General features: G+C 68.7%; 16 protein-coding genes. 10 read left to right on the plus strand and 6 right to left on the minus strand.

Annotation, left to right across the window (positions count from 1 at the left end; genetic code table 11):
- Nucleotides 1-7 precede the first annotated feature (7 nt).
- From CFE50_RS11485 to CFE50_RS11495, 3 genes are all read left to right on the plus strand, one after another.
- Entirely contained in the window at nucleotides 8-838 is an 831-nt protein-coding gene (locus tag CFE50_RS11485; protein WP_241809792.1) for a p-hydroxycinnamoyl CoA hydratase/lyase, read from the plus strand.
- 39 nt (nucleotides 839-877) lie between these two features.
- Nucleotides 878-2,326, plus strand: a complete 1,449-nt coding sequence (locus tag CFE50_RS11490; RefSeq protein ID WP_286733613.1) for an aldehyde dehydrogenase — start codon at nucleotides 878-880, stop codon at nucleotides 2,324-2,326.
- A gap of 75 nt (nucleotides 2,327-2,401) precedes the next feature.
- Nucleotides 2,402-4,270: a feruloyl-CoA synthase gene (locus CFE50_RS11495; RefSeq protein ID WP_286733615.1), complete on the plus strand. Its 1,869-nt coding sequence runs from the start codon at nucleotides 2,402-2,404 to the stop codon at nucleotides 4,268-4,270.
- 235 nt (nucleotides 4,271-4,505) lie between these two features.
- Here the strand turns inward: CFE50_RS11495 and CFE50_RS11500 are convergent, their stop codons facing one another.
- Both CFE50_RS11500 and CFE50_RS11505 read right to left on the minus strand, forming a co-directional pair.
- The gene (locus tag CFE50_RS11500) at nucleotides 4,506-4,970 is read right to left on the minus strand and encodes a MarR family winged helix-turn-helix transcriptional regulator (protein ID WP_027602773.1); all 465 of its coding nucleotides are present in this window, start codon (nucleotides 4,968-4,970) and stop codon (nucleotides 4,506-4,508) included.
- A gap of 54 nt (nucleotides 4,971-5,024) precedes the next feature.
- Nucleotides 5,025-6,752, minus strand: coding sequence for a sigma-54-dependent Fis family transcriptional regulator (locus CFE50_RS11505; protein WP_042135613.1), 1,728 nt, complete (start codon nucleotides 6,750-6,752; stop codon nucleotides 5,025-5,027).
- A gap of 227 nt (nucleotides 6,753-6,979) precedes the next feature.
- Between CFE50_RS11505 and CFE50_RS11510 the strand changes: the two genes are divergently transcribed.
- The 3 genes from CFE50_RS11510 (at nucleotide 6,980) to CFE50_RS11520 (ending at nucleotide 10,275) form a co-directional block, all read left to right on the plus strand.
- Complete coding sequence (locus CFE50_RS11510; RefSeq protein WP_115946134.1) at nucleotides 6,980-8,452, plus strand: benzaldehyde dehydrogenase; 1,473 nt, start codon at nucleotides 6,980-6,982, stop codon at nucleotides 8,450-8,452.
- 40 nt (nucleotides 8,453-8,492) lie between these two features.
- Nucleotides 8,493-9,260, plus strand: coding sequence for a coniferyl-alcohol dehydrogenase (locus tag CFE50_RS11515; protein WP_286733619.1), 768 nt, complete (start codon nucleotides 8,493-8,495; stop codon nucleotides 9,258-9,260).
- A 70-nt stretch (nucleotides 9,261-9,330) separates the two neighbouring features.
- Nucleotides 9,331-10,275 (plus strand): SphA family protein, encoded by a 945-nt coding sequence (locus CFE50_RS11520; RefSeq protein ID WP_115946136.1) that lies wholly within the window; start codon nucleotides 9,331-9,333, stop codon nucleotides 10,273-10,275.
- Nucleotides 10,276-10,277: 2 nt separating this feature from the next.
- On the opposite strand, the gene CFE50_RS11525 is transcribed toward CFE50_RS11520, so the two are convergent.
- A complete protein-coding gene (locus tag CFE50_RS11525) occupies nucleotides 10,278-10,763 on the minus strand; it encodes a DUF4124 domain-containing protein (RefSeq protein ID WP_286733622.1) in 486 nt (161 codons plus the stop codon).
- Nucleotides 10,764-10,943: 180 nt separating this feature from the next.
- On the opposite strand from CFE50_RS11525, the gene lpxO reads away from it, so the two are divergent.
- The 4 genes from lpxO (at nucleotide 10,944) to CFE50_RS11545 (ending at nucleotide 17,068) form a co-directional block, all read left to right on the plus strand.
- On the plus strand, nucleotides 10,944-11,843 hold the full coding sequence (gene lpxO, locus CFE50_RS11530; RefSeq protein WP_286733623.1) for a lipid A hydroxylase LpxO: 900 nt from the start codon (nucleotides 10,944-10,946) through the stop codon (nucleotides 11,841-11,843).
- Nucleotides 11,844-11,965: 122 nt separating this feature from the next.
- Nucleotides 11,966-12,580, plus strand: coding sequence for a translesion DNA synthesis-associated protein ImuA (gene imuA / locus CFE50_RS11535; RefSeq protein WP_286733624.1), 615 nt, complete (start codon nucleotides 11,966-11,968; stop codon nucleotides 12,578-12,580).
- A gap of 7 nt (nucleotides 12,581-12,587) precedes the next feature.
- Nucleotides 12,588-13,997: a Y-family DNA polymerase gene (locus CFE50_RS11540; protein WP_286733627.1), complete on the plus strand. Its 1,410-nt coding sequence runs from the start codon at nucleotides 12,588-12,590 to the stop codon at nucleotides 13,995-13,997.
- Nucleotides 13,994-17,068 carry an error-prone DNA polymerase gene (locus CFE50_RS11545; protein ID WP_286733879.1) on the plus strand — a complete coding sequence of 1,025 codons (3,075 nt, stop codon included), beginning with the start codon at nucleotides 13,994-13,996 and terminating at the stop codon, nucleotides 17,066-17,068. The genes CFE50_RS11540 and CFE50_RS11545 overlap by 4 nt, the downstream gene beginning before the upstream one ends.
- A gap of 107 nt (nucleotides 17,069-17,175) precedes the next feature.
- On the opposite strand, the gene CFE50_RS11550 is transcribed toward CFE50_RS11545, so the two are convergent.
- From CFE50_RS11550 to CFE50_RS11560, 3 genes are all read right to left on the minus strand, one after another.
- Nucleotides 17,176-17,448 carry an HU family DNA-binding protein gene (locus CFE50_RS11550; protein ID WP_007159052.1) on the minus strand — a complete coding sequence of 91 codons (273 nt, stop codon included), beginning with the start codon at nucleotides 17,446-17,448 and terminating at the stop codon, nucleotides 17,176-17,178.
- A gap of 413 nt (nucleotides 17,449-17,861) precedes the next feature.
- Nucleotides 17,862-18,233, minus strand: coding sequence for a YkgJ family cysteine cluster protein (locus tag CFE50_RS11555; RefSeq protein ID WP_027602781.1), 372 nt, complete (start codon nucleotides 18,231-18,233; stop codon nucleotides 17,862-17,864).
- 106 nt (nucleotides 18,234-18,339) lie between these two features.
- A complete protein-coding gene (locus CFE50_RS11560; RefSeq protein ID WP_027596810.1) occupies nucleotides 18,340-19,248 on the minus strand; it encodes a LysR family transcriptional regulator in 909 nt (302 codons plus the stop codon).
- Nucleotides 19,249-19,252 lie beyond the last annotated feature (4 nt).

The following is a 19,252-nucleotide window of genomic DNA, read 5'->3' on the forward strand; positions in this document are numbered from 1 at the left end:
ACACGCCATGGGCAGTTATGACGGACGCTGGCAGACGGTCAAAGTGGACATCGAGCACGGTATCGCCTGGGTGACGCTCAATCGTCCGGAAAAGCGCAATGCCATGAGTCCCACCCTCAACCGCGAGATGGTCGAGGTGCTGGAGACCCTGGAGCAGGACGCCAGCGCTGGTGTGCTGGTGCTGACCGGCGCCGGCGAGGCCTGGACCGCGGGCATGGACCTCAAGGAATACTTCCGCGAGACCGATGCCGGCCCCGAGATCCTGCAGGAAAAGATTCGCCGCGAGGCCTCCCAGTGGCAGTGGAAGCTGTTACGCATGTACGCCAAGCCGACCATCGCCATGGTCAACGGCTGGTGCTTTGGCGGCGGCTTCAGTCCGCTGGTGGCCTGCGACCTGGCCATCACCGCCGACGAGGCCACCTTCGGCCTGTCCGAGATCAACTGGGGCATCCCGCCGGGCAACCTGGTGAGCAAGGCCCTCGCCGACACCGTGGGCCATCGCACCGCCCTCTACTATGTGATGACCGGCAAGACCTTCAGCGGTCCCGAGGCCGCGGCCATGGGCCTGGTCAACCAGAGCGTGCCGCGCGACCAGTTGCGCGAGGTGACCACCGCCCTGGCCCGCGAGCTGCTGGACAAGAATCCGGTGGTGCTGCGCGCCGCCAAGGTCGGCTTCAAGCGCTGCCGCGAACTGACCTGGGAGCAGAACGAGGACTACCTCTATGCCAAGCTCGACCAGTCGCGGCTGCAGGATCCGGAAGGCGGTCGCGAGCAGGGCATGAAGCAGTTCCTCGACGACAAGAGCATCAAGCCCGGTCTGCAGACCTACAAGCGCTAGATCGCCACCGCCCCACGCACAACAACAAGAGGTAGCGTCATGGTCGAGGTATCCCTGCTCATCGGCGGCGCCAGCCGCCCAGCCGGCGACGGTCGCAGCTATCAGCGTCGCCATCCGGTGACCGACGCGGTGGTCTCCACGGTGGCCGCCGCCACCCTGGACGATGCCGACGCCGCGGTGGCTGCGGCCCAGGCCGCCTTTCCCGCCTGGGCGGCGCTGCCGCCCGGTGAGCGCCGTCGCCGCTTGCTGGCGGCGGCCGATGGCCTGGCCGCGCGCAGTGGCGAATTCGTCGCCCTCGCCGGGGAGACTGGCGCCATGGCCAACTGGTACGGCTTCAACGTGCACCTGGCCGCCAACATGCTGCGCGAGGCGGCGGCCATGACCACCCAGATCCAGGGCGAGGTCATACCTTCCGACGTCCCCGGGAGCTTCGCCATGGCGCTGCGCCAGCCCTGTGGCGTGGTGCTGGGCATCGCGCCCTGGAACGCACCGGTGATCCTGGGGACCCGCGCCCTGGCCATGCCCCTGGCCTGCGGCAACACGGTGGTGCTCAAGGCGTCGGAGCAGAGTCCGGGCGTGCACCGGCTGATCGGCCAGGTGCTGCAGGACGCCGGTCTGGGCGACGGCGTGGTCAACGTCGTCACCAACGCCCCGGAGGATGCCCCGGCCATCGTCGAAAGGCTGATCGCCAACCCGGCGGTGCGGCGGGTCAACTTCACCGGCTCCACCCGCGTCGGCCGCATCGTCGGCGAGCTGTCGGCGCGCCATCTCAAGCCCGCCGTGCTGGAGCTGGGCGGCAAGGCACCGTTGCTGGTGCTGGAAGACGCCGACCTGGATGCCGCGGTCGCCGCGGCCGCCTTCGGCGCCTACTTCAACCAGGGCCAGATCTGCATGTCCACCGAGCGCCTGCTGGTGGACAGCCGCATCGCCGATGCCTTCGTCGCGCGCCTGGCGGCCAAGGTGCGCACCCTCAAGGCCGGTGATCCCAGCGCGCCCGATTCGGTGCTGGGCTCGCTGATCGATGCCAGCGCTGGCACCCGTATCAAGGCGCTGATCGACGATGCCGTGGGCAAGGGTGCCCGACTGGTCTGTGGTGGCGGACTCGACGGCAGCATCCTCCAGCCGACCCTGCTGGATGGCGTCACCGCGGAGATGAAGCTCTATGCCGAGGAGTCCTTCGGTCCGGTGGCGGTGGTGATCCGCGCCGAGGGCGACGAAGCCCTGCTGCGTCTGGCCAACGATTCCGAATTCGGGCTTTCGTCCGCCATCTTCAGCCGCGACACCGCCCGCGCCCTGGCGCTGGCCCAGCGGGTCGAGAGCGGCATCTGCCACATCAATGGCCCCACGGTGCACGACGAGGCGCAGATGCCCTTTGGCGGCGTCAAGTCCAGCGGCTACGGCAGCTTCGGTTCGCGCGCCTCCATCGACCACTTCACCCAGTTGCGCTGGGTGACGCTGCAGACGGGGCCGCGCCACTACCCCATCTAGCGTCCGCCGTACCTAGCTCCTGTCGCGACAACAATAAGAGGCGCCTCCGGGCGCCAGCCCAGAGGAGAATTCAAGGTGAGTCACGTCACGCAAACCCGCGCGCCCGCCGATCAGCCGCTGCGCTATCGCCCGGTGACCCTGGGCCACCCAGGGGTCACGGTGGAAGAGCGCGGGGGACTGCTCTACATGGCCTCCCAGGAAGCCCTGACCCCACCACCGCCGCGGCTGCTGGATCGCCTGCTGCACTGGGCCGCGGTGGCACCGGACCGCACCTTCTTCGCCGCGCGGGACGCCGGCGGCGCCTGGCGTGAATTTTCCTATGGCGAGATGCTGCAGCGGGTGCGCCAACTGGCCGCCGCGCTGCTGGAGTTCGGTCTCTCCGCCGAGCGTCCGCTGGCGATTCTCTCCGGCAACGACCCCGAGCACCTGCAACTGGCCCTGGCGGCGCTCTATGCCGGCATTCCCTTCTGCCCGGTGTCGCCCGGCTATGCGCTGCTGTCCCAGGACCACGCCAAGCTGCGCCATGTCTGCGGTCTGCTGCAGCCGGGACTGGTGTTCGTCAGCGATGGCCCGGCCTTCCAGAAGGCCCTGGACGCCGTGTTGCCCACCGACGTGCCGGTGATCGCGACCCGCGGCCAGGTGCAGGGTCGCCGCACCCTGGCCTTCGCGGCGCTGCTCGCCCGCGGTGAACTGGCCGCCGCCGAGCGCGCCTTCGCCGCGACCGGGCCGGACAGCATCGCCAAGTTTCTCTTCACCTCAGGTTCCACCAAGCTGCCCAAGGCGGTGACCACCACCCAGCGCATGCTCTGCGCCAACCAGCAGATGCTGTTGCAGACCTTTCCGGTATTCGGCGAAGAGCCGCCGGTGCTGGTGGACTGGCTGCCCTGGAACCACACCTTCGGCGGCAGCCACAACCTGGGGATCGTGCTCTACAACGGCGGCACCTTCTACCTGGACGAGGGCAAGCCGACGCCCCAGGGCTTCGGCGAGACCCTGCGCAACCTGCGCGAGGTGTCGCCCACCGCCTACCTCACGGTGCCGCGCGGCTGGGAAGAGCTGGCCAACGCCCTGGAGCGCGACGTGGAGTTGCGCGAGCGCTTCTTCGCCCGCATGCGACTGTTCTTCTTTGCCGCGGCGGGGCTCTCGCAAAGCGTCTGGGATCGCCTGGATCGCATCGCCGAGGCCCATTGCGGCGAGCGCATCCGCATGATGGCCGGCCTGGGCATGACCGAAGCCTCGCCCAGTTGCACCTTCACCACCGGGCCGCTCTCGGTGGCCGGCTATGTCGGGGTGCCGGCGCCGGGCTGCGAACTCAAGCTGGTGCCGGTGGACGGCAAGCTGGAAGGGCGCTTCCGCGGTCCGCACATCATGCCCGGCTACTGGCGCGATGCCGCCCAGACCACCGCCTGCTTTGACGAGGAAGGCTTCTACTGCTCGGGCGATGCGCTCAAGCTGGTCGATCCAGCCAATCCGCAACTGGGCCTGATGTTCGACGGCCGCATCGCCGAGGACTTCAAGCTGTCGTCCGGGGTGTTCGTCAGCGTCGGTCCCTTACGCAACCGTGCAGTGCTGGAGGGCACGCCCCTGGTGCAGGACGTGGTGGTGGCGGCGCCGGATCGCGAGTGTCTGGGGCTGCTGGTCTTCCCGCGCCTGGCGGACTGCCGGCAACTGGCCGGGCTGGACGACGGCGTCGATGCCGCCACGGTGCTGGCCAGCGCCCCGGTACAACAGTGGTTCGCCGATTGGCTCAAGCGTCTCAATAAGGATGCCTCGGGCAACGCCAGTCGCCTGGAATGGATCGCCCTGCAGGAAGAACCGCCATCCGCCGACCGCGGCGAGATCACCGACAAGGGCTCGCTCAACCAGCGCAGCGTCCTGACCCATCGCGCCGAGCGGGTGGACGCCTGCTACCGTGGAACGGCGCCGCTGTTGATCAGGGCGTGACGATAGGTGCCGGGGTCCCCCTCACCCCAACCCTCTCCCTGAGGGAGAGGGGGCGTTTGGTGCAGGTTGGCTTTCCGTAGGTTGCGGCTGAGCACAGCGAAGCCCAACAGGGCGCTGCCTCAGGCGCTGCCGATCTCCCTCTCCCTGAGGGAGAGGGGGCATTTGGTGCAGGCTGGCTTTTCGTAGGTTGTGGTTGAGCGCAACGAAGCCCAACACAGAACACCGCCAGCAACCGTCAGCCCAGCTCCCCATTGAGCTTGCGCAGCAGCCGCAACAACTCGGCCCGCTCGGCGTCGTCCAGCGGGGCGCTGGCGGCGCGGTCGCTGGCGGCGGCGCGTTCCTTGAGTTCGCCGACCAGGGCGCGGCCCTGCTCGGTGAGGTGCAGGGCATAGGCGCGGCGATCCTGGGTGCCGCGCACCCGCTCGGCCAGACCCTGGCGTTCCAGCTTGTTCAGCAGCAGGACCAGTTGTGGCGGCTCGATGGCCAGGCGCCGGGCCAGGTCGGCCTGCATCAGGCCGGGCTCCTGTTCGAGGATCACCAGGGCGGTGAACTGGGCGGGGCGCAGGTCATAGGCGGCCAGGCTGTCCACCAGATGCTGGAACATCTTCATCTGGGCGCGGCGCAGGGCATAGCCTACTGCGGTGTCCAGCCAGGGGGTGGCGGCAGGGTCCAGGGGCGTGGCGTCGTCGGGGGAACTCATCGGCGGGAAGGGCTTCCGTCGGAGATGGCGAGGGGAGGGTATCGAGGGGTCATTCTAGTCCAGATCCTGGCGGGCGCGGCGATGGCGATAGGCGAACTGGGCGCGGCTCAGGCCGAGCAGGCGCGCCGCGGCGGCCATGTTGCCCTGGCTGCGCGCCAGGGCTTCGTCGAGCAGCTCGGCTTCCAGCTGCGCCAGCGGCAGCGGGCGTTCGCCATCCACGCCCAGGCGCTCCAGCCAGCCGGTGGCAGGCGGCGCCTCGTCGACGAGCTCGGCCGGCAGCGGCTCGCCGCGGAACAGATGGGGCAGGTCGATGAGTTCGCCCGGATCGCTGGCGATCACCCCGCGTTCCACCAGATTCTGCAATTCCCGCACGTTGCCGGGAAAGTCGTAGCGCAGCAGGGCCTTGAGGGCGCGCATGGTCAGGCCCACCGGCGGCCGTTCGTAGGCGGCGCAGAAGCGCCGCAGGAACAGATCCACCAGCAGGGGCACGTCGTCGCGCCGGTCACGCAGGGGCGGAATGCCGATGGGATAGACGTTGAGGCGATAGAAGAGGTCTTCGCGGAAGTCGCCACGGCGTACCGCCTCGCGCAGGTCCAGGTTGGTGGCGGCGATTACCCGGACGTCCACCCTGAGCGTGCGGCTGCCGCCGACCCGCTCGATCTCGCGCTCCTGGAGCGCGCGCAGCAGCTTGCCCTGACCCGGCAGGCTCAGGCAGGCGATCTCGTCGAGGAACAGGGTGCCGCCCTGGGCCCGTTCGAAACGTCCGGCGCGGGACTGGTTGGCGCCGGTGAAGGCGCCGCGCTCCACGCCGAACAATTCGGCTTCGATGAGATTCTCGGGAATGGCCGCGCAGTTGAGGGCGACGAAGGGGCCGTCGGCGCGGCGGCTGAGGCGGTGCAGGTGGCTGGCGAACAGTTCCTTGCCCACCCCGGATTCGCCGGTGAGCAGCACCGTGGCCGGCGTCGGGGCGACCCGCTGCAGCGCCTGAAACGCGCTGTTGAAGGCCGCTGAGGCCCCCACCAGCGGCTGCTGGCCGTCGGCGGCGTGGGGCAGGGGCGCGGGCAGGCGTTCCGCCGGCGTCAGCGCCGGAGCGCCATCGCCGGCCGCATTGAGATAGCGCAGGTCTTCCGCCACGTCGGGCCAGCGTTCGGCGTTGCGGCCTTCGACCCGGCAGACGGCATGCCCCATGGCGCGGCATTCCACTTCGCGAAAGATCACCAGGCGGCCGAACAGGCTGCTGACGTAGCCGATGGCATAGCCGATTTCCATCCAGCAGGCCGGATCACTGCCCTGGCCATGGGCGATCTGGTGCTCGTCGCATTCGGCCGAGTGATGCCAGAGGAATTCGCCGCCATAGCGCCCCTGGTCGACATCGAATTCGAAATGCAGCGGCTCGACCCGCACCAGGCCCTCCAGGCCATGCAGCCGGGTACCGGCGGCAAAGATCGCCGCGGCGTCGGCCTGCGGCCAGCGCTTGCGCACCAGCTCGGCATCGCGCACTCCGGAAAGATAGCCGACCCGGGTCAGCAGGCCGCGGGCGCGTTCCTGCCCCAGGGCGCCGATCAGCTCGCGCCGCAGGGCACCAAAGGCGGAGGCGTGTACCAGCAGCATGCGCTGGTCGTTGAGCCAGATGCGGCCATCACCGGGGGAGAAGAACAGGCACTCGGCCAGTTCCGCCTGGGTCGGGCTGGCGCTGCCATCCCAGGCGGCACTGTCGCCACGCTGGAAGCCGGTAGCGGCCTGCTGCAGATCGCTGAGGGACAGACGTTCGGAACGGGCCATGGCACGACCTCTCGGGTGAATTGCGCAAATGCGCAATCGAGGAAAAGGTTATACCTCATAACTTTATCTTTTGAGCAAGGCATTTGCCGACCGAGCCTGCTGCCTGCATCCGCTCAAGCCAGCAAGTTCTTGATTGAAAGACTCTTTTTCCTGCCAGCCCGGTCTGGGCACAGCCCTTGCTCCCTTGCCTGTGCCCACCGCGGCCCGATAACAACAAGGAGAAGGCTATGAGCAGATCATCCACGCCGTTCCTGGACGGCGCCCCCTGGCGCGAGCGGATCTTCGATGGCGACTGGATCGCCGCCCAGGGCGGCACCCTGGAGGTCATCGAACCTGCCACCGGCCAGCCCCTGCACCGCACCGGTCTGGCCAGCGTCGCCGACATCGACCAGGCCTGCGCCAAGGCGGCCCGGGCGCAACCGGCCTGGGCGGCCTGGACCGCCCGGCAAAAGGCCGGGCTGTTCCTGGCCGCCGCCGCGCACCTGGAGATGAATCGCGCCGAACTGGCCCCCCTGATCGCCCGGGAGACCGGTGGCATCCTGCCCAAGGCCGAGCTGGAATTGCGCGAAGCCGGGGTCATCCTGCAGCAGGTCGCCGGTCAGTTGCTGCAGGCCCATGGCGTGGTCCTGCCCAGCGAGCGCGGGGCCCTGTCCTATGCCCGGCGCCTGCCCCATGGCGTGGTGGGGGTGATCTCGCCGTTCAATTTCCCGCTGATCCTTTCCCTGCGCGCCGTGGCCCCGGCGCTGGCCTGCGGCAATGCCGTGGTGCTCAAGCCGGATCACCAGACGCCGGTGAGTGGCGGCATCCTCATCGCCCGGCTGTTCGAGGCCATCGGCCTGCCCCGGGGCGTGCTGCAGGTGCTGCCCGGGCGTGCCGAGGCCGGCGCGGCGCTCTGCGCCCATCCCCAGGTGCGGATGATCGCCTTCACCGGCTCGACCCAGGCCGGACGCCAGGTGGCGGAAAGCGCCGGGCGCCACTTGAAGAAGGTGGCCCTGGAACTGGGTGGCAAGAATCCGCTGATCGTGCTCGACGACGCCGATCTCGACCGCGCCGTCGGCTGCGCCGCCTGGGGCAGCTTTTTGCACCAGGGGCAGATCTGCATGGCCACCGGGTTGATCCTGGTGCACCAGCGCCTCGCCGCCGCCTTCACCGAACGCCTGGCCGCCCGCGCCGCCGCCCTGCGCCTCGGTGATCCGCTGGAACCCACAACCCAGCTGGGTCCGCTGATCAATGCCCGGCAACTGCAACGGGTACAGGGCATCGTCGCCGACAGCCTCGCCGCCGGTGCCCGGCTGGAGCAGGGCGGCCGGCACGAAGGGCTGTTCTATGCCCCGACCGTACTGAGCGGCGTCCGTCCCGGCATGCGCGCCTTCGACGAAGAGATCTTCGGACCGGTGGCCAGCGTGGTGACCTTCGCCAGCGAGGCCGAGGCCGTCGACCTGGCCAATCGCACCCCCTACGGCCTGGCGGCCGGCGTGCTCTCCGGCTCCCTGGCCCGCGCCCGGGCGATGGGCGAACGGCTGGAGTGCGGAATGCTGCACCTCAACGACCAGACGGTGAACGACGAGGTGGTCAATCCCTTCGGCGGCCGTGGCCAGTCCGGCAACGGCGGCAGCGTCGGTGGCCTGTGCAACTGGGACGACTACAGCCAGTGGCAGTGGGTGACCGAGCATAACGAGCCGCCACGCTATCCCTTCTAGCCCCTGTTCCATCCCCCAATAACAACAAGAGGAAAATCCCATGACCCTGAATGGCAAGACCCTGGTCGTCACCGGCGTGGCCTCCGGCATCGGCGCCGAGCTGGCGCGGCTGGCGCGCTTCCAGGGCGCCACCGTGATCGGCGTCGACCGCAACCAGCCCCAGTTCAGCCTGGACGACTTCCACCAGGCCGACCTGGGCGACCCCGACAGCATTGCCGCCCTGGTCAGTCGCCTGCCGGCGCGCCTGCACGGCCTGTGCAACATCGCCGGGGTACCGGGCACGGCGCCCCGGGAGACGGTGGCGCGCGTCAACTACCTCGGCCTGCGCTTGCTCAGCCAGCAACTGGTCGCGCGGCTGGGGCCGGGCGGCGCCATCGTCAATGTCGCCTCCATCCTCGGCGCCGAATGGCCAGAGCGCCTGGAACAGCACCGCGAGCTGGCGCAGATCGCCGACTTCGCCCCGGCCCAGGCCTGGCTGGAGCGTCATCCGGTCGACCAGGCCACCTGCTACCAGTACTTCAAGGAGGCGCTCATCGTCTGGAGCTTCGTGCAGTCCCAGAGCTGGCTGCGCGAATTCGGCGTGCGCCTGAATTGCGTGGCGCCCGGTCCGGTATTCACCCCCATCCTCGGCGACTTCGTCAGCATGCTCGGCGAAGAGCGCGTCGCCCGCGACAGCCAGCGCATGCTGCGCCCGGCGCTGGCCGACGAGGTGGCCGCGGTGATCGCCTTTCTCTGCAGCGATGCCTCGCGCTGGATCAACGGCGCCAACCTGCCGGTGGATGGCGGTCTCGCCGCCAGTTACGTCTGACCCGGATCGCCGCGCCGGCCGGTGCGGCGATCGCGTTTTCCCACGACAAGAACAACTTCAGGACGACGTCATGCGCACACGTTTCGGATTCGGTCTGCTGGCCGCGGCCAGTCTCGCCTCCACAGTGGCCCAGGCCTACGACCTGCCCGGTCTCAATCTCGGCTCCACCAGCTTCTACGACGGCGCCCCGGCGCCGGACGGTCCCGGCTGGTACTGGGAGGAGTACCTGATCTACGGCAAGACCAGCCGCTTCAACGACCAGGACGGCCGCAAGCTGCCCCTGCCCAAGCAGGAGCTGACCACCTTCGCCCCGGTCAGCCAGATCATCTATGTCGGCCAGCCCCTGGCCAATGGCGCCATGCCCGGATTCACCGCCATCCTGCCCTGGCTGGCCCACGCCGATGTCGATGACGGCCTCGGCGGCCAGGCGCTGAGCGCCCGCGAAGGGGTAGGGGACCTGACCCTGGGCGCCTTCCTGCAGCTGCCCACCACCACCCGCCCCGACGGCGGTCCGCGCTGGGCGCAACGCCTCGAGGCCGAGATCGTCGCCCCCACCGGCCGCTACGACCGCGACCGGGCGATCAATCCGGGCAGCAACTTCTGGTCCTTCAATCCCTACTACGCCACCACCTACTGGCTGACGCCCCAGTGGTCGGTGACCGGGCGCTTCTGGTACCTGTGGAACGGCAAGAACGACCAGCCGCTACGCAGCTTCGGCGCGGTCTCCGACACCCAGGCCGGCCAGGCGCTGCACGCCAACTTCGCCACCCAGTACGCGCTGAACGATCGGCTCAGCGTCGGCCTGAGCGGCTACTGGCTGCGGCAGATCACCGACACCCAGGTGGACGGCCACGACGTCAGCGGGCGGCGGGAAAAGGTCTGGGCCTGGGGGCCGGGTTTCACCTACGCCTTTTCCCGGGAGAACCTGATCACCGTCAACAGCTACTTCGAGCAGGACGCCGAGAACCGCACCGAGGGGCGCAAGTTCGTCGTCAACTTCCTGCACAAGCTCTAGCGCTAGCGATCGATGGGGATGCCCCGGTTCGGCGGCGGAGGAGGCGCCGGCGGCTGGGGCTGCTGCGCCTGGGGATGGGGCACCATGTGCCAGGTCTCGTTGCGCGGGCGGCGGTCGATGTAGACCGGCACCGGCTGATAGATGATGCCGGAGCCGCGCACCTCGGTTTCCTGGCGAAAGCTCGAAGAGGACGAAGAGCCACCGACCACGGTGACGTCGTCGACCGGACGTTGGCGGCTGGCAGCGGGGGCGGGTACCACGGTGACCTCCCGCGGCGCGGCGGCCGGCGGCGGCGCGGCGGGCCGGGGCGGCGGCGTGAAGCCGTTGCTCTCGGGCAGGCTCTGCAGCGGAATGGTGGTGATCTGACTATTCGTCGGGCAGGCGCCCTGGGTATAGGTCGTCCGGCCCTGGTCGTCCACGCACTTGTAGACATCCTGAGCGGCCACGACGCCACTGGCAAGCAGCAGGCCATAGAGCAGCGAACGCATGATGAGGCCCTCCGGGCACTCGAATTGTCACCTGCAGGATACAAGATGCCCGCTACGGCTCCCAGTGCCGCGGCCCCGCTCGACGCCAGGCGTTCAGCTAATCGTCAGACTGTAAAGACTAGGCCCGGCCTGAGGTGAGGCGTATAACATCCGGAAACATTCTTTTCAGGGCAGCGACGCGTGAAGTGGTTCGTGATTGGCGGTTTTTTTCTCTGTGTTTTGTACGTGCATTTTCGCGGCCGGGTGCGCCATCACTTCCTGCGTCAGCTCAGTGACCATTCGACCTTTCTGGCGCCGCTGAACACCTTCATGTTCCTGACCTCGCGGGTGCCCAATGCGCCCTATCACCCGGTGGAGCGCTTTCCCGAACTGCAGGTGCTGCAGGACAACTGGCAGCTGATCCGCGACGAGGCCCTCGACCTGCTGCGCGCCGGCCAGATCAAGAAATCCGCCGAGCACAACGATGCCGGCTTCAACTCCTTCTTCAAGAGCGGCTGGAAGCGCTTCTATCTGAAGTGGTACGGCGACAGCCATCCTTCCGCCCTGCAGCTGTGCCCCAGGACCACCGAATTGCTGCGCGGCATCGGCACGGTCAAGGCGGCCATGTTCGCCGAGTTGCCGCCCGGATCGCGGCTGGTGCGCCATCGCGATCCCTATGGCGGCTCCCTGCGCTATCACCTGGGCCTGGCCACGCCCAACGATCCGCGCTGCTTCATCGAGGTGGACGGCCAGCGCTATCACTGGCGCGATGGCCAGGCGGTGGTGTTCGACGAAACCTTCATCCACTACGCCGAGAACACCACCGACCAGGATCGCATCATCCTGTTCTGCGACGTGGAAAGGCCGCTGCGCTATCGCTGGGCGAGCGCATTCAACCGCTGGGTCAGTGGCACCCTGCTGGCCTCGGCGGCCTCGCCCAATGACGCCAGCGACAAGACCGGCGGCCTCAATCGCGCCTTCCGGCACCTCTATCGCATCCGCCAGCGCGGCAAGGCGCTGAAGAAGCGCAACCGCTTCCGCTACTACCTCGAACAGTGGCTGTTGCTGGCGGCGCTGGTCGGCGTGCTGATCTGGATCTGAGCGATCCCTGCAACCGCAAAGACAGCGGTTCGACTTGACCCCGATGCGAATCGCCTCTAATACTGTATGCATATACAGATAGAGGCGATGGCCATGGACAACACCCCTGCAGGTTTGGCGGCATGAGCGGCGGCGCCAGCCTGGCCCGGCTGTTCGAGGAGCGGCGCCTGTGGAAGGGGCAGACCAGTCCCGACGCCCGACGCAGCGGCCAGCCCACCGGGGTCGCCGCCCTGGATGCCCATCTGCCCGGCGCCGGCTGGCCGGAAGCGGCCCTGACCGAATTGTTGCTCGCCGGTCCCGGCCATGGCGAGTTGCGGCTGCTCTGGCCGACCCTGGCGCGCCTGAGCCAGGCCGCCGAGCGCATCGCCCTGATCGGGCCGCCGCTGTTGCCCTATCCCCTGGCCTGGCAGGCGGCCGGCGTGGCGCTGGATGCCCTGATGGTGATCCGCGCCCAGGGCGCCGAGGTGCTCTGGGCCGCCGAGCAGTGCCTGCGCTCCGGTTGCTTCGGCGCGGTGCTCTGCTGGCCCGAGCGGGCCGACGACCGCCAGCTGCGCCGGCTGCAGGTCGCCGCCGAGAGCGGTCGTACCCTGGCCTTCGCCCTGCGCCCGGCCGCCGCCCTGGACAATCCCTCGCCGGCGGCCTTGCGCCTGGAACTCCGGGCGCCGCTGCAGCGGCTGCATATCCGCAAATGCCGCGGCGGTCAGCCCGGCGTGCTCGATCTGGCCGGCGGCGCTTGAGCTTGCCATGCGCTGGGCCTGCATCCTCTTTCCGCAGCTGGCGCTGGATGCCGTGCTGCGCCGTCATCCCCAGCCGGAGCAGCCGCTGGTGCTGCTTTCCGGTCCGCCGCAGCGTCGCCTGCTGCAGGCGGTCAATCCGGCCGCGCGGGCCCTGGGGCTGCGCCCCGGCCTGACCCTGGCCGCCGCCCAGGCGCTGACCCGCGATTTCGAGCAGCAGGAATACGACCCGGCGCTCATCGAGACGGCCGAGGCGCTGCTGGCGGCCTGGGGCTATGGCTTCAGCTCCCAGGTCAGTCGCCACTATCCGCGGGCGCTGCTGCTGGAGATCCAGTCCAGTCTGCCGCTGCTGGGACCCTGGCCGCGGCTGGAGCGGCGCCTGCGCCAGGAACTCCAGGGCCTGGGCTTTCGCCACCGGCTGGCCCTGGCGCCCAATCCGGTGGCGGCGCGCATGCTGACCAATGTCGCCGATGGCCTCATCGCCGCGCCGGACGACCTGCCGCGCCTGCTCGATCGGCTGCCCGTGGAGCGCGCCGGTTTCGCCCCCCAGCAGGCCCAGGCGCTGGTGCGCATGGGCATCCGTCGCCTCGAGCAACTCAAGGCCCTGCCCAGGGCCGCCCTGGCCCGGCGCTTCGCCCCCGAGCTGCTGCAGCAGCTGGATCTGCTGGGCGGCAGTCGCAGCCTGGCGCTGGAGTTCTACCGGCCGCCCGATCGTTTCGTGGCGCGGGTGGAACTCAATTTCGAGGTGGAATCCCACCAGGCGCTGCTGTTCCCGCTGCGTCGCCTCACCGCCGATCTGGCGGTCTGGCTGGCCAGTCGCGACCGTGGCGTGCAGCGCTTCCTGCTCTGGCTGGAACATCGCCAGGGGCCGGCCACCACCCTCACCATCGGCCTGCTGGCCCCCGAACGCGATGCCGCCCTGCTGTTCGAATTCGCCCGCGGTCGCCTCGAGCAGCTGCAGGTGGTGGCGCCGGTGCTGGCGCTGCGCCTGGAAAGCGAGGAATTGCCGCTCTTCGTGCCGGAACGCCATGGCCTGTTCGACGAGCGTCCCGCCCAGGCCGTGGGCTGGGAGGTGCTGCGCGAACGTCTGCGTGCCCGGCTGGGCGAGGAAGCGGTGCTGGGGCTCGGCATCCAGGCGGATCATCGTCCCGAGCGCGCCCTGGTCTGGCGTCATGAGCGGCGTCTGGAGACCGTCTTGCCCGGCCTGCGTCCGGGTTGGCTGCTGAGCGAGCCGCGTCCCCTCGACGGCCAGCCACGCCGGGTCCTCGCCGGTCCCGAGCGCATCGAAAGCGGCTGGTGGGACGGGGGCGATCAGCGGCGCGACTACTACCGCATCGAGGTGGCCGACGGACGCCAGGCCTGGGCCTTTCGCCGCTATGGCGAGGAGGCGCCCTGGTGGATCCAGGGCTGGTTCGCATGAGCGGCTATGCCGAATTGCACTGCCTGTCGAATTTCAGCTTCCAGCGCGGTGCCTCCAGTGCCCTGGAATTGTTCGAGCGGGCCAAGGCGCTGGGCTACGCGGCATTGGCCATCACCGACGAATGCACCCTGAGCGGCAGCGTCCGCGCCTGGCAGGCGGCGCGGCAGGTCGGGCTGCCCCTGGTCATCGGCAGCGAGCTGACCCTCGACGACGGTCTGCGCCTGGTGCTGCTGGTGGAGGATCTGCCGGGCTACGAATGCCTCTGTGCACTGATCACCCGGGCCCGCCGCCGTGCGCCCAAGGGCCGCTACCAGCTGGATCGCGCGGATCTGCAGCAGCCGTTGCCCGGCCTGCTGGCGATCTGGCTGCCGGGCGGCGAACCCGCGAGCGAGGAGGGCGCCTGGCTCAGGAGCGTCTTCGCCGAACGCCTCTGGCTCGGCGTCGAATTGCTGCGCGGCGCCGACGATGCCGCTCGACTCCTGCAGCTGCAGGCGCTGGCCAGGCAACTGGGCGTGCCGGCCGTGGCCTGCGGCGACGTGCACATGCACACCCGCGGACGCCGTGCCCTGCAGGATGTGCTCACCGGCATCCGCCATCACCTGCCGGTGGCCGAGGCCGGCTATCACCTGCATCCCAACGGCGAGCGTCATCTGCGGCCGCTGGCGGTGCTGGAGGGCCTCTATCCCGCGGCGCTGCGCGCCGAGACCCTGGCGATCGCCGCCCGCTGCCGCTTCGACCTGGGCGAGTTGCGCTATCGCTATCCCCAGGAGGTGATACCCACTGGCGAAACGGCCGGCTCCTGGCTGGCCGAGCTGACCCGCCGCGGCCTGGCCTGGCGCTGGCCGGAGGGCGCGCCGGCACAGGTCACCGACCAGGTGGCCCGGGAGCTGGCGCTGATCGCCGAGAAGGGCTACGAGAACTACTTTCTCACCGTGCACGACATCGTCGACTACGCCCGCCGCCAGCACATCCTCTGCCAGGGCCGCGGCTCGGCGGCCAATTCGGTGGTCTGCTACGTGCTGGGCATCACCGAGCTGAATCCGCTCACCGGCAATCTGCTGTTCGAGCGCTTCATCTCCCGCGAGCGCGACGAACCGCCCGACATCGATGTCGACTTCGAGCACGAGCGCCGCGAAGAGGTCATCCAGTACGTCTTTCGCCGCTATGGGCGCGAGCGCGCTGCACTCACCGCGGTGGTCAGCACCTACCATGCCGCCGGCGCCCTGCGCGATGTCGGCAAGGCGCTGGGCCTGCCGGGCGACCAGCTCGACGCCCTGTCCGGGTGCGCCGGGCGCTGGACCGACGAGATCCCCGGCCCCGCGCGTCTGCGCGAAGCCGGTTTCGATCCCGACAGCCCCCTGCTGCAGCGGGTGCTCATCCTGGCCGGCCAGTTGATCGGCTTTCCCCGGCATCTTTCCCAGCACCCCGGCGGCTTCGTCATTTCCGCAGCGCCCCTGGCCACGCTGGTGCCGGTGGAAAACGCCGCCATGCCCGAACGCACCCTGATCCAGTGGGACAAGGACGACCTCGATGCCGTGGGCCTGCTCAAGGTCGACATCCTCGCCCTGGGCATGCTCAGCGCCCTGCGCCGCTGCTTCGACCTGGTCGCCAACTGGCGCGGCCAGCGCTGGACCCTGGCCAGCCTGCCCCAGGAAGATGCGCCTACCTACGCCATGATCTCCCGCGCCGACACGGTGGGGGTGTTCCAGATCGAATCCCGCGCCCAGATGGCCATGCTGCCGCGACTGCGGCCACAAACCCTATACGACCTGGTGATCGAGGTGGCCATCGTTCGCCCCGGGCCGATCCAGGGCGACATGGTGCATCCCTATCTGCGCCGCCGGAATGGCGAGGAAGAGGCGGACTATCCCCATGACGAATTGCGGCCAGCGCTGGAGCGCACCCTGGGCGTGCCGCTGTTCCAGGAACAGGTGATGCAGATCGCCATGGTCGCCGCCGAATATTCGCCGGGCGAGGCCGATCAGCTGCGCCGCTCCATGGCGGCCTGGAAGCGTCATGGCGGCCTCGAACCCCACCGTCAACGCCTGCACACTCGCATGGTCGAACGCGGCTATCGCCCGGAATTCGCCGCGCGCCTCTTCGAGCAGATCAAGGGCTTCGGCAGCTACGGCTTTCCTGAATCCCATGCCGCCAGTTTCGCCCTGCTGACCTATGCCAGCTCCTGGCTCAAGTGCCACGAGCCGGCCGCCTTCGCCTGTGCCCTGGTCAACAGTTGGCCGATGGGCTTCTACAGTCCCGACCAGGTCCTCCAGGACGCCCGGCGCCACGGCATCGAGGTGCGCGCGGTGACCGTGCAGGCCAGCGACTGGGACTGCCGGCTGGAGGTGGGGGCCGGCCATCAGCCGGCGATCCGCCTGGGCCTGCGCCTGGTGCAGGGACTGGCGGAGGCGGTGGGTCGACGCCTGGTCGCGGCGCGGGGCACGCAGCCCTTTCGCGATGTCGAGGACCTCTGCCGCCGGGCCGAGCTGGATGCCCGGGCGCGCGGACAACTGGCCGAGGCCGGCGCCCTGGCGGAGCTGGCCGGTGATCGCCATCAGGCGCGCTGGGCCATGGCCGGGGTGGAGCGCCAGCTGCCGCTGTTCGCGTCGGCGGACAGCGGCCTGGAGGAACGGCCAGCCTTGCCCGTACCCAGCGTGGCGGAAAACGTCCATGCCGACTACCGCATGCTGGGCACCACCCTGGGGCCGCATCCGCTGAGTCTGCTGCGCGGCGAACTTCAGGCGCGGCGCTGCCGGGATTTCCGGCAGCTGGACGAGATCAAGCCCGGTGCCCTGGTGCGGGTAGCCGGCCTGGTGCGCGGCCGACAGCGCCCGGGCACGGCCAGCGGGGTGATCTTCCTGACCCTGGAAGACGAGCACGGCATGCTCAACGTGGTGGTCTGGCGCGCGGTGGGCGAACAGCAGCGTCGACCCCTGCTGCAGGCACGGCTGCTACAGGTCGAGGGGCATCTGGAACGGGAAGCGGGGGTGCAGCACCTGATTGCCGGTCGCCTGACCGATCTGAGTCCGCTGCTCGACGAGCTCATGGTGTCGAGTCGGGATTTTCACTAGGACGAACAGAGAGGGAAAAGCGGAGGAGGGAGAGAGCGGGTGGAGCGGGGGACTGTCTTCCGAAGCGCTCTGGAGCGCCCGGAAGACAAGAATCGACCAATGCAGTCTTAGCTGACGGCGTCTTTCAGGCCTTTGCCGGGCTTGAAGCCGGGCAGCTTGGCAGCGGCGATCTTGATGGTGGCACCGGTCTGCGGGTTGCGGCCTTCGCGAGCAGCGCGCTCTTTTACTGCGAAAGTTCCGAAACCGACCAGGCTGACGCTGTCGCCTTGCTTCAGGGCGTCGGTCACCGCAGTGGTGAAGGCGTCCAGGGCTTTGGCAGCGGTGGCCTTGGGCAGGTCGGCAGACGCGGCAATGGCGTCGATCAGCTCAGCTTTATTCATGTAAAAACTCCATGTGTGAGTATTGGCCAGGCAGTATAGCGGCAGCTTTGCCTTGCGTAGAGCCTTTGTGAGCCTCTACGTGGCCGGTTGAAGCAGCCTTGTTGTTCGGCGCTACAGGATACGCATAGCGGGCGAAAGAGCGATAGGGTATTCGATCAAGCAGGGCCGTGAAAACCTGATCCGCACTGCATTTTCCACGCTTTACAGCCCAGCCGTCGCCTTTTTGGGCAGCGGCTATGGCCGTTTGGTTTCCTCTAGGCGCTGAACGAAAAGTCGCCGAGCGATGGTGAGGCGAGGCGAAAAACCTTGAGGAAGCGGAGTTTACGAGTGGTAAATGAGCATTCCGACCGGGCTGGCGACCCAGAGGTTTTTCAACGAAGCATCACCGAGCGCAGGCAGTTTTCGTACGGTGCCTAAGCTACGCGATCGGGCGATAGATGCGGCTGCAACGGCGGCGTCAGGGGCGGCAACCCATAGGCGGCGCGGGCCGCATCGCAATGGGGATTGGCTTCGCCGTTCTCCCAGGCGGCGGTGAACTCGCGGCAGGTGCTGGAACGGTTCTCGTAGACGGTGCAGCGCGTGCCGCAGCCGACCTCGCCGAGCAGGGCGGTGCAGCGTACCGGCTTCTGCTCGGTACCTTGCATGGCCACCAGATGCGGGCTGATCGCGACGGTCAGGTGGTCGGGCACCAGGCCACCGGCCGACTGGCATTCGCCCCAATAGAAAGACACGCGGAAATGGGCGCAGCAGGCGCCACAGCTGAGGCAGGGATTCTCGGTCGACATGGACGACAGTCATCGCAGAAACCGGCAGCGCCGGCGGGACAGACGGGGATTCTAGGCAAGCCCCGCGAGGCTGCGAAGCCCCTCCCAACGACCGTTCGGCGGCGACCTACGGCAGTGCTTTTCGCGGCCCGGGCGTGACCAGATGTCGCTGCAGCCAGGCGATGAACAGCCGTACCTTGGCCGGCACCAGGCGCCGATGGGGATAGAGGGCATGGATGGCGATGGCCTGGGTGTACCAGGGCGCGAACAGTCGCTCCAGGCGACCTGCCGCCAGGTCATCACCCACCAGGAAATCCGGCTGGCGAATGATGCCATGGCCGTCCAGCGCCGCCTGGTGCAGGACGCTGCCGTTGTTGGCGCGCAGCGGCCCGCTGACCTTGATCTGCAGGCGCTCGTCGTCGCGCCGGAATTCCCAGAGATCGCCGTCGCTGGCATAGCTGTAGAGCAGGCAGCGGTGCTCGCGCAACTCGGCAGGATGCTCGGGGCGACCGTGGCGCTGCAGATAGGCGGGCGCGGCGCAGATGAACAGCTCGACCGCTCCCAGGGGCTGCGCCACCAGGCTGGAATCGCTGAGGTCGCCGATGCGCACGGCCAGATCGAAGCCTTCCTCGACCAGGCGCACCTGGCGATCGCTCAGCTCCAGGTCGATGGCGACTTCGGGATATTCGTGCAGGAAGCTGCTCACCAAGGGCGCAAGGTGACGCACACCAAAGGTCAGGGGCGCACTGACCCTGAGACGCCCGCGGGGCCGTTCGTGGCCTTCCTGCAGGCGCTGTTCGAGGGCCTCCAGATCACCCAGCAGGGGCACCAGTCCTTCATGGAGGGTGCGTCCGGCTTCGGTCAGGCTCAGGGTACGGGTGGTGCGCTGCAGCAGCCGGGTACCGTAATGCCGTTCAAGGGCGGCCAGGTGCTTGGTCAGCACCGAGCGGGACAGCTCCAACCGCTCCGCCGCCGCGGTCAGGCTGCCTAGTTCGACGATCTTGACGAAGGCCTGCAGAGCTTTCAGGGTATCCAAGGAT

Source organism: Pseudomonas sp. PGPPP4, assembly GCF_002256045.1.
Classification (GTDB): Bacteria; Pseudomonadota; Gammaproteobacteria; order Pseudomonadales; family Pseudomonadaceae; genus Chryseomonas; species Chryseomonas oryzihabitans.